The organism is Micromonospora qiuiae (assembly GCF_016863555.1).
In the GTDB taxonomy this organism is placed as follows: Bacteria; Actinomycetota; Actinomycetes; order Mycobacteriales; family Micromonosporaceae; genus Micromonospora; species Micromonospora qiuiae.
Genome location: NZ_BOPC01000054.1, coordinates 12,674 through 29,908 on the forward strand (window position 1 = coordinate 12,674; position 17,235 = coordinate 29,908).

8 protein-coding genes are annotated in these 17,235 nt (G+C 69.0%); 4 read left to right on the top strand and 4 right to left on the bottom strand.

Going from position 1 to position 17,235, the window contains the following annotated elements; genetic code table 11:
- The first annotated feature begins 38 nt into the window (after window positions 1–38).
- Entirely contained in the window at window positions 39–1,214 is a 1,176-nt protein-coding gene (locus tag Vqi01_RS19550) for a pyridoxal phosphate-dependent aminotransferase (RefSeq protein WP_204036263.1), read from the top strand.
- 141 nt (window positions 1,215–1,355) lie between these two features.
- Here the strand turns inward: Vqi01_RS19550 and solA are convergent, their stop codons facing one another.
- The 4 genes from solA to dapA all read right to left on the bottom strand — a co-directional run bounded on the left by solA (window position 1,356) and on the right by dapA (window position 5,489).
- Window positions 1,356–2,522, bottom strand: a complete 1,167-nt coding sequence (solA, locus tag Vqi01_RS19555; protein ID WP_204036264.1) for an N-methyl-L-tryptophan oxidase — start codon at window positions 2,520–2,522, stop codon at window positions 1,356–1,358.
- Between the two features lie 60 nt (window positions 2,523–2,582).
- The gene (proC, locus tag Vqi01_RS19560; RefSeq protein WP_204036265.1) at window positions 2,583–3,410 is read right to left on the bottom strand and encodes a pyrroline-5-carboxylate reductase; all 828 of its coding nucleotides are present in this window, start codon (window positions 3,408–3,410) and stop codon (window positions 2,583–2,585) included.
- Complete coding sequence (locus Vqi01_RS19565; RefSeq protein ID WP_204036266.1) at window positions 3,407–4,300, bottom strand: TauD/TfdA dioxygenase family protein; 894 nt, start codon at window positions 4,298–4,300, stop codon at window positions 3,407–3,409. Before Vqi01_RS19565 ends, proC begins: the two co-directional genes overlap by 4 nt.
- Window positions 4,301–4,613: 313 nt before the next feature.
- Entirely contained in the window at window positions 4,614–5,489 is an 876-nt protein-coding gene (gene dapA / locus Vqi01_RS19570; protein WP_239098514.1) for a 4-hydroxy-tetrahydrodipicolinate synthase, read from the bottom strand.
- A gap of 605 nt (window positions 5,490–6,094) precedes the next feature.
- Here dapA and Vqi01_RS19575 point away from each other — a divergent pair.
- The 3 genes from Vqi01_RS19575 to Vqi01_RS19585 all read left to right on the top strand — a co-directional run bounded on the left by Vqi01_RS19575 (window position 6,095) and on the right by Vqi01_RS19585 (window position 17,194).
- A complete protein-coding gene (locus Vqi01_RS19575) occupies window positions 6,095–7,381 on the top strand; it encodes a M20/M25/M40 family metallo-hydrolase (RefSeq protein WP_204036268.1) in 1,287 nt (428 codons plus the stop codon).
- A gap of 317 nt (window positions 7,382–7,698) precedes the next feature.
- The gene (locus tag Vqi01_RS19580; protein WP_275408828.1) at window positions 7,699–10,764 is read left to right on the top strand and encodes a non-ribosomal peptide synthetase; all 3,066 of its coding nucleotides are present in this window, start codon (window positions 7,699–7,701) and stop codon (window positions 10,762–10,764) included.
- Between the two features lie 19 nt (window positions 10,765–10,783).
- Complete coding sequence (locus Vqi01_RS19585) at window positions 10,784–17,194, top strand: non-ribosomal peptide synthetase (RefSeq protein ID WP_239098515.1); 6,411 nt, start codon at window positions 10,784–10,786, stop codon at window positions 17,192–17,194.
- Window positions 17,195–17,235: the final 41 nt, after the last annotated feature.

Sequence of the window (17,235 nt, forward strand, 5' to 3'; positions counted from 1 at the left end):
GCCGGACGTGCGCCCCAGCCGCCAAGGAGACACCCCTCATGCTGACCGCCCCCGGTAAGGACGTCCCACCGATTCGCGCTGCTCTCGCCCACATGCGGACTCAAGAAATTGTGGCCGTCGCCCGTCTGTGCCAGGAATATCCCGACGCCATCAGCCTTTGCTTCGGAGAGTCAGACCTGCCCACGCCGCTGGTGGTGCGACAGGCTGCTGAACTCGCCATGGCCCAAGGCAAGACCCGCTATGCGGATCGGCGGGGCATCGCACCACTCCGGAAGGCGATCCAGGACTACCACCGCCGTACCAACGGTGTGGAAGTCGACCTGGAGCGGCTGTCCGCCACCTCGTCCGGCATGACCTCGATCATGATCTCGCTCCAATGCCTGGTGGAGCCGGGCGACAACGTCGTTGTCGTGGCGCCGGTGTGGCCGAACATCGTCATCGCCATCGAGGCGATGGGGGCGAGCGTACGCTTCGTCGACCTCCACGCCAGCCCGGATGGTTGGTCGCTTGATCTCGGTCGGGTCGAGGCGACCTGTGACGATCGGACGCGTGCGGTCTTCCTGGCCTCACCCGGCAATCCGACGGGCTGGACGATGACGTCGGCGCAGCAGCGTGAGCTGCTGGAATTAACCCGACGCAAGGGCATCTGGATCATATCCGACGAGGTGTACCACCGCCTGGTCTTCGACGACTCCATCGCGACGCCATCCATGCTGGAGGTTGCCGACGAGAATGACGCGGTTTTCGTCGTGCAGAGCTTTTCCAAGACCTGGTCCATGACCGGCTGGCGGCTCGGCTGGCTGGTGCACCCGGCTGGTCTGGCACACCAGGTGGGCAACCTCAGCGCGATCAACAGCACCGGTTCGGCTACCTTCGTGCAGCACGCCGGGGTCGCGGCGATCCGGGAGGGCGAGCCGTTCGTGGCCGAGATGCTGGAGCGCAGCGCGCGGGGCCGCGCAGCCGTCGCGGACGCATTTCGGGGCCATGAGCGTATCCTGGCGCCAGACGTCCCCGCCTCCTTCTACTCGTTCTTCCGCATTGACGGCGTCGACAATAGCCTGGCTTTCGCCAAGGAACTCGTCGCGCGCGCCGGGGTCGGCATTGCGCCCGGCTCCGCGTTCGGTGATGGGTTCGACGGCTATTTTCGGATCTGTTTCGCCCAGGACCCGAAGCGCTTGGAGCTCGCGCTCGAACGCCTCATTGCCGCGGTCTGACAGGCTCGGCGCGGATCCGGCCGGGGGAGGCCACCAACACCACCTCACCGGCCGGCCTGCCTGGCCTCAACGAACCGTCAACCGGCACCGCCGCCCTCCTGCGGCGATCGGCATGGGTCATTCGGGGCCGCGAGGCGGTGCTCAAAGTCGCGCCGGACTGAACGCGGAGACATCCACCGTCGAGCGCCCGTCGAGCGCGAGCTGCGCCAGGACCTCCCCGATGCCGGGAGCGAACTTGAAGCCGTGCCCGGAGCAGGCGCTGGCGTAGGAAACGCCGTGCAGCTCACGGGACTGCCCGATGAAGAAGCTCTCGTCCGCCGACATCGTGTAGACGCAGGACCTGCCGCGGCCCGTGGGCTGGACAGCGGGAAGCAACGTCTTGATTGCCTGCCACAGTTCAAGCCGCTCCGCGTCGCTGGGTGGGCGTCGGTCGCCATCGACGTTCTGCGGTGACAGCTGCCGGTTGTGGAAGCCAACTCTCAGTCCGCCGTCGACCGACCGCCATTTCGGGAGCCCGTAGACGAGGGCACCCGCGGCGTCCTCGTAGAGAAAGACCGGAAAGCGTCCGGGCAGGTGCTCACGCTCGCTCGACTCGGCCAGGTCGAATTCGAAGACGGGGATGCGCATCGGTGCGACGGCAGGCGCGATCTCGCCGGGCAGGAAGTCGCCGACCCAGCCGCCGACCGTCAGCACCACCGCGCCGCAGCTCACCTGCCACCCGTCGCCGATGACCGTGACGGCCTCACCGGATGCGGGCTTGAGCTCGCGGACGGCTTGACCGTAGGCCAGGTGAGCGCCGGCGGCGGTCGCCCGCGTCAGGTAGGTGAGCCGTGCGGTATCGGCGAAAAGCATCAGCGCGTCCGGCTCGTAGACGGCAACCATGTCGCCCTGGACGTGGAAAGCGGGGAACCGTCTGGTGAGTTCGCCCGCGTCCAGATATTCGTGGTTGATCTCGCACCGCGTTGCCGTGTCACGAGAGCCCTGCACCAGCTTCGAAGCGGGGGAGCCGACGAACAGCCCACCGGTCCTCAGCGCGATCGTCTCGTCGGTCGCTGCGTCGAGATCCAACCAACCCTCGTACGACCTGCCCAGCAGCGGGGCATAATGCTCGCCCTCCCAGTAGGCGCGACGGAAGATGCGAGTCTGGCCGTGCGAGGAGCCCAGACAGTGCAACGGGCCGTGGGCCTCGACGCCCAGGACCTTCGCTCCCCGCCGACTGAGATGGAAAAGGGCTGACGCTCCCATGATCCCGAGCCCGACGACCACGACGTCGTAGGTCGGGCGTAAAGCCCGTGCGGTCGTGTCCATGACTGCGCCGACCAGCGGGCTAGGTCCGGCCGGAGGCCGGGAAGCCTTTGGACATGGCCGTCACCCCACCGTGCATTCGCGCTGGTGGTGGCGGGCAAGCTCGCGCGAGCGCTGCGCAGAGGCGACAAGTGCGGCCAGGATGGAGCTTTTCAGCTCGGCTGCGTCGAACGCGGTGATGCCGCGTTCGGTCGTGCCGTTCGGCGTCATCACCTCACGGCACAGCTGCATCGGTGGCTTCCCGCTCTGTTCGATGAGGGCGGCGGTCCCGCCGAACACCTGCACCGCCATCTCGCGACCGGCTGCCTCGCTGAAACCGCACGTCGTGGCGAACTGGCAGAAAGCGTCCACGATGTAACTCACGAACGCCGGTCCACCGCCACAGATCGCCGTCGCGTCGTCGACAAGCTCCTCGTCGTCGACACGCAGCGATCTGCCGATCACCTTCAGTAGGGCCTCTGCCTGTTCCGTAGTCTCCTGTGACACCTGCGGGCCGGCGTAGTAGACCGACATTCCCTCGAAGACCTCGGACGGCGTGTTCGGGATCGAGCGTACGACCTGCGAGGTGCCTAGCGCCCTGGCGATGGAGTCGGCGGTGAGACCGGCCATCACCGACAGCACCGGCGTCTGTGGGGTGAACAGGTGGCGCTCAGCCTTGGCGAAGTCGCCGAAGACCTGCGGCGGGATGGCCAGGACGACGAAGTCGCCATCGGCCACCTCCAGATGGGGGGCCACCGTGAGCCCGTCCAGGTCGGCGAGCAGCTTTCGCCGGGCGGCACTGCACTCGACCACGACGACCTCTCGGCCGGGTCGCCGGCCGAGAAGCCCTCGTATGATCGCGAGCCCCATGTGACCACCACCGACGATGACCACGCGCGTGGCGGCGATCATACGGGCGACTCCGCTTGCGCCGCGGCCGCCTGGTACGGCGTGACGACGTCGGACACGGTCGTGCGGTGCAGGACTCGACGCTGCCTGAGGTCGTACGGCCGTCCGCGGTGCATGGTGCAGCGGTTGTCCCAGATGACAAGATCGCCAACAGCCCAGTGATGCGTGTAGACGAAGCGGTCCTGGGTCGCGAACTCGATCAGCTCTTCGAGCAGAGCTCGCCCCTTCTCGACCGGCCAACCAATCACGTGTGATGCGTGGGATGCGAGAAAGAGGCTGCTTCGACCGGTGTCCGGGTAGTGGTCGACGAGCCGCTGCGGCACCGGTGGCAGCATCGTGGCGATGTCTGAGTTGAAGCTGTCGAACCCGGACTTCGCGCGAGAGTGGGCGATGCTGTGCTCGACCACGAGGCCTTCGATCTGGCGCTTGCGCTCATCCGGCAGCGCGTCGTGGGCCGCGCGCATGTCCGCGTACTGGGTCTCACCCCCGACTGGCGGGACCTCCCGGGCGGACAGGAGCGAGCACTTCGCCCGCACGGCCTTGAACGAGCTGTCGGTGTGCCATAGCTGGTTCCCGAGGTTGTACCGGGTGAGCCGGTCCTCCGGGTCGAGAATCTTGCCCTCATGATCGAGGTTGGAGATGTCCGTAAATTCGTTGCTCAGCCGCAGCGCTTTCCCGGCGAAGTTGGGGGCTGTTTCGAGCGGCCCGAACAGCTTGCTGAAGCTGGCTTGCTGCTCGTCGGTGACCGGCTGGTCGTGAAAGACCAGGACCGCGTAGCGGTCGAAGGCCGCGTGGATCTCGGCGAAGACGTCCTCTGGCACGGGCGAGGTCAGGTCGACGCCGATCACCTCTGCAACGAAGATCGGATGGAGTGGCTTGATCGTTATTGCCACGGATGTCTCCTATCACAGGTCAGGAAAGACGATCGCTGTGGATTCACACCGCCTGAAAAGGGTATCGAAATCAGTCGCTGACTGTCAGCCCGCATCGAGCGTGAGGGAGAGCTACTCGAGTCGTCTTCCAGACTCCGGCTACCCTCTAAATTGGATAAATTGCCGCAAGCCGATAAAGTGTCCCAGGCTTTGATCATCATCAATGATCAAAATTGCTGGTGCGGCGCCAGCCGGTCTACGCCGAGTTTCTCGGGCCTGCCGCCAGCGGGAGAGGCTCGCGGTCGGGCAGGGGTCGAAGGTGCCTGGCCTGGGGTCAGACGTGCGGCAAGGACGCCACGATCTCGTCCAGCGTCGCCGCGAGGCCGTCTGACACCTGCGTCAGCGGCAGCCGGCACTCGGGAGAACGCAGCAGGCCCTGCCGCCAGAGGGCGTACTTGAGCGGCATCGGGTTCGCCTCGCCGAAGAGCTTGGGGATCATGGGGCTGACCCTGCGCCATGCTTCCCGCGCCCGGACGAGCTCCTGCTGAGCCATGGCTCGGGTGACGGCGACGAAGGTCTCGACGGCCAGGTGTGAGGCGGCCAGGATGCCACCGGCCGCGCCGTTGGCGAGGCTGGTGAAGTAGAGCGGATCCTCGCCGGTGAGCACCGACAACTCGGCGGGCGCGCGCTCCAGCAGGTCGAGTGACTGAACGATGTTGCCGGTGGAGTCCTTGACGGCCCGCACATTGCGGGTCGTCGCGACGATCTCGAAGAGCGCGTCATTTGGCAGGTTGACCCCGGTCCGGTAAGGGACGTTGTAGACGATGACCGTTCGCTCAGTCTCCTCGGTCAGCGCCTGGTAGTGGGCGACCATGCCCGAAGCCGACGGTCGGTTGTAATAGGGCGTCGCGACGAGGTACCCGGCAACGCCCAGGGGCTCGAATGCGGCGATGCCCCGGGCCACCTGTCGGGTGGCGTTGCCGCTCACCCCGACATACACCGGCAGGGCACCGCCGACCGCATCGAGGGTCGTCTCAATGATCGCCCGCTGCTCGTCGGGTTCGACCGTGGGGCTTTCGCCGGTCGTGCCCAGCATGATAAATCCGCTCACGCCGGTAGAGCTGTAGTGCTTGGCCAACCCTTTCAGGGAATCAAGGTCGACGTGACCGTCATGGAACGGTGTTACGAGCGGCAGGTACAGGCCTTCCATGGTGCCCACTTCCAGCCTCCAGACGCGCGTTGGTCAGGGACCATGCAAAAGATCATTGATCAGCCGGGTGTGGTTGGTCCGCCGATGGGGCTCCGACCACCGGGTGACATTTAACCATCCCGAGATGAATGATGGGGTGAAAGCTGGCCGACTTGTCGGATGTCCCGCCAATCGACCGCGACCTCGGTCGTGCCCTCGTCCGGCGCAGGGTAGCCGGTGGGGAGGGCCGATGACGGTGGGGGGCAGTGGTTGCCCCAGTCGCCAAGCGGTGGCAGGAGCCGGCCGTGCCCACGGCGAGGATGGTCTCACCGTCGGTAAGCCGACCGTGCGATGGCGGGGCGTCCCGTTGCTGCCGAAGGGCGTCCGTCCGGAACCTCAGCCGCTCTGGTCCTCCGACGCACCTCACGGTCTGAGATGTCCGTGCTATTCCGTGCAGACCGAGATCCTTTGCGTCCATGAAAACTTCCTGGAATGTTCACCCGAACAGTTTTGAGTCACGCGAAGGGGGGTCGAGGGTATTCCTGGCTGCAGTCGTACGGATTCTCGTGCCCAGTCGAATGCAGTACGGTACCACCCGATCCGCTGCGTCCCTTTAGGATCGACTCATGACATTGAGCGACACCGACCTGCGCGCCGCGATCGCGCGTGAGATGCCCGGCGTCCGTGCCGATCTGGAGCGGCTCGTCCGCATTCCCAGCATCGCGTTCGACGGCTTCGATCACGCATACGTCGACGAGTCCGCGGCGGTCGTTGCCGAGTTGCTGCGCGGCTGCGGCCTGGACACGCAGATCGTCCGGCAAGGTGGTCAGCCTGCTGTGATCGGGCACCGGGCCGCCCCGCCCGGCGCGCAGACGGTGCTGCTCTACGCCCATCACGACGTACACCCGATCGGCGACCCGGCGCTCTGGACCACCGACCCGTTCGAGCCGGTCGAGCGGGACGGACGGCTCTACGGCCGGGGCGCCGCCGACGACAAGGCCGGCGTGATGGCGCACGTCGCCGCGCTGCGGGCGTTCGGCGACGCGCTGCCGGTCGGGGTGGTCGTCTTCGTCGAGGGCGAGGAGGAATGCCGCTCGGTCTCACTCGCCAAGATCGTCGCTGCCCATGCCGACACGATGCGGTCCGACGTGGTGGTGATCGCCGACTCCACAAACTGGGACATCGGGCGGCCCGCGCTGACCACCTCGCTGCGCGGGCTGGTCAACCTCACCGTCGAGGTACGGGGACCGGACGCGCTGACGGCCCTGGTCCGCCTCCTCGCCACCCTGCACGATGACGACGGGGCGCCGGCTGTCCACGGGCTCGTCGGTCGGGAGGGCGTCGGCGGCGTCGACTACCCGGAGGATCGGTTCCGGCAGGAGAGCGGCATTCTTGACGGGGTCCGGCTGATCGGTCGCGGCTCGATCGCGGACCGGATCTGGAGCATGCCGGCGATCTCGGTGCTGGGTATCGATGCGTCGGGAGGCGCCGCCACCGCGAAGATCGGCGTGCGGGTGGCGCCCGGTGACGAGCCCGCCTCGGTGTTCGACGCGGTCCGTGCGCACCTGGAGAGGTTCGCACCGCGGGGTGCCGACGTCGAGGTCGTTCAGGAGAGCGGCAGCTTCCCCTGCGTCATCGACGCGACCGGGCCGGCGTACGAGGCGGCCCGGGCTGCGTTCACCACCGCATGGGACGGGATGGTGCCGGTGGAGATCGGCGTCGGCGGATCCATCCCGATCGTCGCGCTGTTCCAGGAACTCTTCCCGCATGCCTCGATCCTGGTCACCGGTGTTGAGGACCCGTACACCGGTGCGCACGGCCCGAACGAGAGCCTGCACTTGGCGGAGTTCGAGCGTGTTTGCCTCGCCGAGGCGTTGCTGCTCAGGAACGTCGCAGCGGCTGTATCGAAGTGATCCACTCCGGACCCGTGCGAAGTTCACCATTGACGAGTGGCTACTTGGATCTTTCAAGAGATCGACTGCGGTCGCAGGCGTATGTGACCTGGTAATCGTCCGTCGTCAGCATTTCGCTAGGTCTAACGGTCGATTGACAGCCTGGACACAGTGAGGTGATCTGGCTACTCTCGTGGAGGGTCGCGGGTCGAGTGGCCACTAGTTTGATCGTTTCTCAGATGGAGCGTGGCAGCTGAGCTCACCCGCGTTTCGGTGTTATCTACATGGGGGATTGGCCAATGTTCGACAGCTGGGCCGATGACGCCTGCTTGGACGTCATGTTTCGAGAACAGGCCGAACTGACACCGTTGAAAACGGCGATAGTTGATGCTACATCCACGTTGACCTACGCGGAAATCTTTTCGCGAGCCGTGGCGCTGGCGAAGGAATTGACGGCGCGGGGAGTGGAGCGCGAGAGTCTCGTCGGGGTTGTTGCTCCACGGTCGACCGAGGCCGTCGTCGCCTTCCTCGGCATCGTCCTGGCCGGCGGCGCTTATGTCCCGCTCGACCCGGCCGATCCGCCGGAACGCCTCGTCCGGGTGCTGTCCGCTGCCGGCGTGCGCATCGTGCTCGTTCCGTCCGGCGGCGGCGTCGCGGCACCGGCTGGCGTCGAGGTGCTGGCGATGGACGACGTCGCGGCCGCGGATGACGACCCGTGGGCCTACCGGTCCCCGCCCGTCCCGGCGGGGCGCTCTCCGCTGGCGTACGTGATGTTCACTTCGGGAAGCACGGGCACCCCCAAGGGGGTCATGGTGGAGCACGCCGGGATCGTCCGGCTGGTGCGGGACACCAACTACCTGGATTTCACGCAGGCGCGACGCATTCTGCACGCTGCGGCCCTCCGGTTCGACGCGGCCACCTTCGAGATCTGGGGTGCGCTGCTCAACGGTGGCGCGATCTGTGTCGTGGACGACGAAACCGCAGTCGTGCCGAGTCGGCTCGGAATGGCGCTGCGCGAGTACGCGGTGGACACCTGCTGGCTCACCGCCCCCCTGTTCCATCAGGTGGTGGACGAAGATCCCAGGGTGCTGGCCACCGTGCGCACGGTGCTCACCGGTGGTGACGTCGTGTCGCCGGTGCACGTGCGGCGTGCCCGGCAGGCCAATCCCGGGCTGCGGATCATCAACGGCTACGGGCCGACCGAGAACACGACCTTCACCACCACCTATCCGATCGATGAGGATCCGGAGGGCCCGATCCCGATCGGGCGGGCCATCACGGGGACCACGGTTCTGGTCTGTGGGCCGGACGGCACACCCGTGCCGGCCGGCGAGATCGGCGAACTGTACACAGGCGGCCGCGGCGTGGCCCGCGGCTACCTGAACCTGCCGGAGCTCACCGCCGAGCGCTTCGTGCTCCGGGACGGGAAGCGCTACTACCGGACCGGCGACCTCGTACACCAAGACGCTGACGGCGTGCTGCACTTCCACGGTCGCCGGGACAACCAGGTCAAGATCAGGGGCAACCTCGTCGTGACGGACGAGGTGAATGCCGCCGTGCTGAACCTGGCCGGCGTGCTCGATTCCTGCACGCGTGCCCTCGACGGATCGGCCGGTGGACGCTACCTGGTCTCCTGGGTGGTGGCTCCCGGCCTGACCGCCGCCGCCATCCGGGCGCAGCTGCGCGACCGCCTGCCCGGATACATGTGCCCCGAGCACGTCGTCCTGGTCGACCGCCTGCCGCTGAGCAGCTCGGGCAAGGTGGACTGGCGGGCGTTGCCGGCCCCGGCCCCCGCTGCGCGCAACGACGGGCCCGAGGTGTCGCCGGAGCTGGTGCCCCTGGCGGAGATCTGGGCGCAGGTGCTCAGGCTGCCTCCGGCGGCGATCGGGCCGGATCACCAGTTCGCCGACCTGGGCGGTGACTCCCTGCGCCTCGGCGTGCTGCTCGGTCGGATCCAGCAGCAGTTCGGGGTGCGGGTGCCGCTGGCCGAGATCAAAACCGCTGTGACCCTTGATGGGCTGTGGAAGGCGATCGAGGCCGCTACCGGCGGTACGGCCGGGGCCGAGCCGATCCCCACGGTGGCCGACGGGGCGGCGGTGCCGCTGCACCCCAACCAGCAGTCGCTGTACGCGCTCTGGCGCACCGCTCCGGACTCGGTGGCGTACAACATTCCTTTCCGGCTCGACATCCGCGGGCCGATCGACCGGCAGCGCCTGCAGGCGGCGCTCGTCGAGGTGGTGGCCCGGCACGACGCACTGCGCATGCGGTTCGATCTCGCGGGCGGCGGCACCGCGCCGGACGCGGTCCGGCAGCGGCCGGTGGACCACATGGTCCCCGAGTTCGCATACCGGCCGGACGGCCGATCGCCGTCGCCGGCCGAGTTCACCCGGCCGTTCGACCCGGACCGACCCGTCGTGCCGAGGGCCTGCCTGGTGCGGATTGCGCCGGACCGGCACGAGCTGCACGTGGACATTCACCATCTGGTGTTCGACGGGGTGTCCCTGCGGGTCTTCGTCGAGGCGCTGCTGGACCACTACGCCGGCATCACACGGCCGGACGCCCCCGTGCGCTACGCCGACGCCGCGCGATGGGCACACGACCGGCTGCACGGCGGCGCACGACAGTTGGACGAGCAGTACTGGCGGCAGCAACTCGACGCACCGCTGCCGCCGCTGGCGCTCGCCACCGACCACCCACGCGGCCCGGTGCGGGCTCGCCGGGGTGCGGTCGTGCGACGCGAGATGGGACGGGAGTGGCTCGATCGCCTGGCCCGGCGGGCTCGGGAGCAGGACACCACCGAGTTCGCGGTCGTGGTGGCTGCCTACGCGGCGGCGCTGCACCGGATGACCGGTCAGGCCACCTTCGGAATCGGCGCACCGGTCAGCGGCCGGACCCATCCGGACCTCGAAGACGTCATCGGGATGTTCGTCAGCACCGTCTGCCTGGACGTGCAGGTGGACCCGGACATGCGGCTGGCCGACCTGGTCGCCCGGCTGGACCGCCGGATCCGGGGTGCCCTCGACCACCAGGAACTGCCCTTCCAGCGGGTGGTGGAGCTGGTCGGCGCGCCCGTCGAAGCCGGACGCAACCCGCTGTTCGACGTCTTCATAGCGTTGCAGAACATCGACTTCTACGCGTTCCGCCGGGGCGGTCTCGATGTGTCGGTCGAGGTGCTCAACCCCGGCACCACCCGCTTCGATCTGAACCTGCAAATCTACCGCCGGCCGGACCGTGTGGTGCTCGATCTCGAGTACGCCACCGACATCTTCGAACGGCGGTCCGCCGAGCACATCCTCGACGTCTATGAGGCCGTCGCCACCGAACTGCTGAACGACCCCTCCGGAGCGGTACGCCCCACGGCCGTCGCCGCCGGCACCCGCTCGATGAGCGACTTCGACTTCTGAGGAGAGCGCCGTGACCACGATGGTGCAGGTGCACCATGCCCTGAACCAGCACCCCGAGCAGGCGGACTTCTGGCGGGCCGAGATTGCCCGGAACCCCGAATCCACCGTGCTCACCCGGGACTGGCTGGGCCAGCTTTCGGAACGACCGGAGGGCCGCCTCCGGGGCCGGCTGGACGAGTCGGCCCGGCACGCCGCCGGCCGGATCACCCGCGGCGATGCCGACCTGGAGACCGTCCTGCACCTCGCGGTGCTCGCCGTGGTGGCGGCCCGGGCCACCGACTGCGAGTCCGTCTGGGTCTTGGCCGACGGTGCCCGGGGTGTGCTGCCCCTCTCGGTGACCGTCGACGGCGCCGCCACGGCCCGCGGGCTGCTGTCCCAGGTTCGGGCCAGCTACCTGGCGGCCCTGCAGTCCGCCGACGTGCCCGTCCAGGCGCTGTTCGACGAGGCCGGGCTCGCGCCCAGCGACCTGCTGGTCGGTGTCGGCACGGAAGAGGACCGGCCGGAGCGGGCCCTGCGCCTGCGAATCGACCCGGTCGGCGGCGACGTCGAGATCCGCTACCGCTCGGATCTGTTCGCCGAGGTGACCGCGTCCCGCCTCCTGGCGGCCTACATCCGGATCCACGCCGCACTGGTCGCCGACGTCGAACGCCCGCTGGCTCCGCTGCTCGCGGCAGACGACGCGGAGAGGGCCCTGCTGCGCGGCTTCAACGACACCGACTACGACTACCCGGCTCCGGTGCCGCTGCACCGGTTCCTGGAGCGGCAGGCGGCACTCGTGCCCGACCGGGTCGCGATCGTCGACGACGGCACCAGCTTCGATCGGCTGAACCGGCGCGCCAACCGCATCGCCCATCGGCTGGCCGAGCTGTCGGTGCCGCCCCGCACGGTGATCGGTGTCTGCCTGCCGCGCTCGGTCGAGTCGTTGACCGCCATGTACGGCGTGCTCAAGGCAGGCGGGGCGTACCTCCCCATCGATCCGACCCTGCCGCCGGCCCGGATCGCCTATCTCATCGAGCACAGCGGCGCGACCACGGTGATCGGCGACGACGCCTCGCGTCCCCTGGTCGGCCCCGAGGTGAACTTCCTGCACGTGGCCGGCCCGGAGACGGCGGACCAGCCGGAGGAGAACCCGGACGTCGAGGTCGGCCCGGACGACCTGGCGTACGTCATCTACACCTCCGGTTCCACCGGCCGCCCCAAGGGCGTGATGATCGAGCACCGGGCCATCGTCAACCGACTGCTCTGGATGCAGCGCCGGTTCCCGCTCGGCACCGACGACGTCATCCTGCACAAGACACCGATCAGCTTCGACGTGTCGGTCTGGGAGATCTTCTGGTGGTCGATCGCCGGATGTGCGGTCGCTGTGCTGCCGTCCGGGCAGGAGAAGAACCCGGAACTGGTCGCCGAGCGGGTCGCCGCCTCCGGCGCGACCACCATGCACTTCGTGCCGTCCATGCTCGAGGCGTTCCTGCAGTATCGGTCCGCCGCCGGAACCCGGGCCGGCCTGGACACGCTCCGCCTCGTCATCGCGAGCGGCGAGGCACTGACCCCGCTCCAGGTGTCCCTCTTCAAGCAGGTGCTCCCCAACGCCGAGCTGCACAACCTTTACGGCCCGACGGAGGCCGCGGTCGACGTCTCCTGGTTCGACTGCGCCGAGGCCGACCCTCGCCGATCGGTGCCCATCGGCAGCCCGATCGACAACATCCGGCTGCACGTTCTCACTCGCACCGGTGCGACCGCCGCGATCGGTACGCCAGGTGAGCTGTGCATCGCGGGCGTCGGCCTGGCCCGCGGCTACCTCAACGCGCCGGAGCTCACCGCCGACCGGTTCGTGCCGCACCCCGAGCTGGCCGGTGAGCGCGTCTACCGCACCGGTGACCTGGCACGCTGGCTGCCGGACGGCACCATCGAATATCTCGGGCGGATCGACAACCAGGTGAAGATCCGCGGCTATCGGATCGAGCTGGGCGAGATCGAGCACGTCGCCCAGCGCGATGCCAGTGTCATGGAGTGCGCCGTGGCGGCGGTCGAGGATGGCAGCGGGGACCGGGTCCTGTGCGCGTACCTCGTGGTGGGCGGCGACTACCAGGAGAGCCGGCTGCTGAACCTGCTCCGGGAGCAGTTGCCGCCGTACATGGTGCCGCAGTTCCTGATGCTCGTGCCGGAGATCCCCACCAGCCACAACGGTAAGCGCGACCTGCGGCGGCTGCCGCAACCGGAGCGCACCCGCGCCGGCCAGGAGCACGTGGCCGCCCGCACCGAGATTGAGAAGACGCTGGTCGCGATCTGGGAGGAGGCGCTCGGCGTCGGCGGGGTGGGCGTCACCGACGACTTTTTCAGCCTCGGCGGGGATTCCATCAAATTCATCCGGGTGCTCGCGGGTGCCCGGGCGGCGGGCCTGTCCTTCTCCTTCCAGGATCTGTTCGCACACCCGGTGATCGCCGAGCTGGCGGGTGTGGTGACGACGGCGGAGGCCGGCTCCGACCGGACCGGCGAGCAGCCGTTCGCGCTTCTCGACGCCGCCGACCGGGAGCGGCTACCGGCCGGAGTCGTCGACGCGTACCCGTTGAGCGCCTTGCAGGAAGGGCTGATGTTCGAGACGTTGGGGCGGGCCGAATCCGGCCTCTACCACGACGTCGCCACCTACCACGTCGCGGAGACGATCGACGTGACCGCCTTCCGGGTGGCCCTTGAGGCGGTCGTCGCCCGGCACCCGGCATTGCGCACCTCCTTCCACGTCGCGGGATACTCCCGCCCGCTGCAACTGGTCCACCGGGAGGTGCCGCTGCCGCTCACCGTGGTGGACCTGACCGGCGCTGGGACGGCGGAGCAGGACGCGGCGCTCGACCGGCTGCACGAGGAGGAACTCGCCCGCGGCTTCGAGCCCGGAGCGACCGATCTGGTCCGGGTGCACGTGTACCTCCTCGGCGAGCGCGGCTCCTGGTACACCCTCAGCTACCACGCTGCGCTGCTCGACGGTTGGAGCGTCGGTACCCTCAACCGCGATCTGTTCGACGCCTATCTGACGGTGCGCGACGGCGGCCGGCCGGAGCTGGCGTCCGGGTCCGTCTCCTACCCGGACTTCCTGCGGCTGGAGCAGGCCGCGCAGCAGTCATCCGAGCAGCGCCAGTTCTGGCTCGAGCACCTGGACGGGGCCGAGGTGTGCCGGATCTCGACGGCCGAGACGCCGCCGGCCACCGGCCCGGGCGTGGTCTTCCACGACGTGCCCGTGTCCGCGGAGGTGTCGGACGGCATCCGGCGCCTGGCCGAGCGGCTGCGCGTACCGGTCAAGTCCGTGCTCATGGCCGCACACCTCGTCGTGCTGGGACTGGTGAGCGGCACGGATGACGTCATCACCGGATACGAGCACAGCGGACGGCCCGAGGAACTCGGCGGCGAGAACGTGGTGGCCCAGTTCCTCAACACCATCCCGTTCCGGTTGCCGGATCTTGCCGGGAGCTGGGCCGACATCATCCGGTCGGTCTACCGGACCGAGCTGGGCCTGCTGCCGTACCGTCGCTACCCGATCGCCGACATCATCCGGCTCCGGGAGGGCCGGCAGACCCCCTTCGACGCGGTCTTCAACTTCACCCATTTCCATGTGCTGAAGGACCTCAGCGAGGGGCGGGGCTTCGACCTGGTCCGCTCCCGGATCACCTCGCGCACCGAGTTCCCGTTCCGCGCGGAGTTCTGGCAGGACGCGCTGAGCGACGAAGTCGGCCTCGCCCTGCACTACGACCCGAGGCGGTTTCATCCCGACCAGGTGGCCCGGATCGCAGGCTACTACGGCCGCGCCCTGGAGGCCCTGGTGGGGAACGAGGACGCCGACCACCGCGCGGTGTCCCTGCTGAGCCCGGCGGAGCTGCACCGCTTGACCGAGGAACTGCAGGGACGCAACCGGGAACTGCCGGCCGGGACCGTCCTGGACGCGGTAGCCCAGACCGTGGAGCGCTGGCCCGACACGGTGGCGGTGCGGGACGGCTCGGCGCAGCTGACCTACCGCGAACTGGACCGGGCGTCCAGGGCGGTGGCCGGCATCCTGCACCGCGCCGGCGTGGGCCGCGGGGATGTCGTCGCGCTGGCCATGGACCGCGGGCTGATCTGGGCGGTAAGTGTGCTGGCGGTGCTCCGCCGTGGCGCCGTTTACCTGCCGCTGGACGTCTCTGGTCCGTCCGCCCGCGTCGCCGGCATGGTCGAGACCAGCGGCAGCCGGTACGTGCTGACCACCGACGAACCGGCCGAATCGACGCTGTCCGGACTGCCGGCGCAGATCATCCGGGTCGGTGCCGCCGACCTGGCGGATGGCGAACCCGCCGGCCCGGACGAGGTCGTGGGCCCGGACGACCCGGCGTATGTGATCTTCACGTCGGGGTCGACCGGTACGCCCAAGGGTGCCCTCATCCACCACCGTGGCATGCTCAACCACCTGATCGCCAAGGTGGACGATCTGGAACTGTCAGCGGCGGACCGGGTCGCCCAGGTGGCCGGCCAGACCTTCGACATCTCGGTCTGGCAGCTGCTGTCCGCCTGGCTCGTCGGCGGCCGCACGGTGGTGATCGGCAACGACGCCGTCGCCGACCCGCGGACCTTCCTCGGACAGATCGCCGAGGAGCGGATCACCATTCTCGAGGTGGTGCCGTCGTACCTCGACGCCCTGCTCACCGAGTTGGACGCCCGGCCGGTCGAGCTCACGGACCTGCGCTGGACCATGGTGACCGGTGAGGCGCTGCCGCCTCGGCTGACCCAGCGGTGGTTCGCGCGCTCCGACGTGCCGCTGATCAATGCGTACGGCCCGACGGAGGCCTCGGACGACGTCACGCATCACGTCATGACCGAGCCGGTGGTCGGTGACCGGACCCCGGTCGGTCGGGCCATCGCCAACACCGGTGTCTACGTGCTGCGCGCTCGTGGTGGTTTCGCGCCGCTCGGCACGTACGGCGAGATCTGGGTGACCGGCACCGGTGTGGGTCTGGGCTACGTCAACGACCCGGACCGTACCGCCGCGGCGTTCCGGGAGAACACCATCGACGAGCGCTCCCGCTGGATGTATCGGACCGGCGACGTCGGCCGGTGGTTGCCGGCCGGCTTCCTGGACTGCGCCGGCCGGGACGACCAACAGGTCAAGGTGCGCGGCCATCGGATCGAGTTGAGCGAGATCGAGGTGGCGCTGACCCGGCTCCCCGGGGTCGACCAGGCCGTCGTGGTACTCGCCGGCAGCGGCACCAGGGCCCGGTTGGTCGCGCACCTGACCGGTCCGGGTCCGAACCGGCTGGACACCGTCCGCTCCGGTCTCGCGGAGCTGCTGCCGCCGCAGATGCTCCCCGACGCCGTGGTGCATCGCGATGAGTTCCCGCTGACCCGCAACGGCAAAGTGGACCGTGCCGCGCTGGTCGCCGAGACCGTCGAGGACCAGGCTCGAACGGTGGTTCAGCCACCCGCCGACGATCGGGAGCGCGCCGCCGTCGAGGCATTCGCGGCCGTGCTCGGCGTACCGACCGACTCGATCGGCGTGCAGGACAACTTCTTCGATCTGGGCGGTCACTCCCTGGCCGCGATGCGGGTCGCGACCCTGCTCGGCGTCGGCGTTCGGGATCTGCTGAGCCGGCCGACCGCGTCTCTGCTGGCCGAGCTGCTCGAGCCACCCGGCGGCGACCTTCGGGCGGCCGGGCGAGATCTGCTGCTGGAACTCGGCTCGGGCGGCCGGGCCGAAGACGACGCGGTGACCCTGGTCTGCGTGCCGTTCGCCGGTGGGGGAGCGGTCAGTTACCTGCCGCTGGCCCGGGCCCTGCGGGAGCGCGATCCGGCGATTCGCGTTCTCGGTGTCGACCTGCCGGCTCGGGACCGCGGCGACCGCCGCGCCCAGGTGCCGGCCGGTCAGCTCGTCGCCGACCTGGCCGGTGAGATCGTCGGGCGGGTACGCGGCCCGGTCGCCCTGCTCGGCCACTCGGCCGGTGCGACGCTCGCGCTGGCCACGGCCGCGCGGTTGGACCGGGCGGGCACACCGGTCCGGCATCTGTTCCTGGTCGGTTCGGTGCTGCACAGCACGGAGCCGCAGCGGGCGACCGCCGCCGACTCGCCGTCGGACGCCGACATTCGGGATTTCCTCGCCCGGATCACCCGGCTCGACGGTCTGGCCGGCCTGCCCGAGGACGGCTGGGCCGACCTGGCCGCGGCCTTCCGCTACGACGCCGGCTGCTCCCGGGCGCTCGGTGCGGAGTTGGTACGCACCGGAACCGTGCTCGACGGGCCGGCCACTCTGCTGTTCGGCTCGGACGATCCGGTGGTCACCGGCACGCCGGCCCCGGACGCAGGTTGGCGTGTTCTGGCACCGCGGATCGAGGTCAGCGTGCTGAACGGCGGCGGCCATTACCTGAACACCACCCGGCCACGTGAGCTGGCCGATCGCATCGCCGAGCGGCTCGGCGACTGAACGACGCGGGCATCCATACGTCGAGGCATGGGGGAAGGAAT

What these genes read in the sequence shown, in the direction of transcription:
- Vqi01_RS19585 (WP_239098515.1), top strand. Translation starts at nt 10,784, where the DNA reads ATGGTGCAGGTGCACCATGCCCTGAACCAGCACCCCGAGCAGGCGGAC.
- Vqi01_RS19580 (WP_275408828.1), top strand. Translation starts at nt 7,699, where the DNA reads ATGTTTCGAGAACAGGCCGAACTGACACCGTTGAAAACGGCGATAGTT.
- Vqi01_RS19575 (WP_204036268.1), top strand. Translation starts at nt 6,095, where the DNA reads ATGACATTGAGCGACACCGACCTGCGCGCCGCGATCGCGCGTGAGATG.
- Vqi01_RS19550 (WP_204036263.1), top strand. Translation starts at nt 39, where the DNA reads ATGCTGACCGCCCCCGGTAAGGACGTCCCACCGATTCGCGCTGCTCTC.
- dapA (WP_239098514.1), bottom strand. Translation starts at nt 5,489, where the DNA reads ATGGAAGGCCTGTACCTGCCGCTCGTAACACCGTTCCATGACGGTCAC.
- solA (WP_204036264.1), bottom strand. Translation starts at nt 2,522, where the DNA reads ATGGACACGACCGCACGGGCTTTACGCCCGACCTACGACGTCGTGGTC.
- proC (WP_204036265.1), bottom strand. Translation starts at nt 3,410, where the DNA reads ATGATCGCCGCCACGCGCGTGGTCATCGTCGGTGGTGGTCACATGGGG.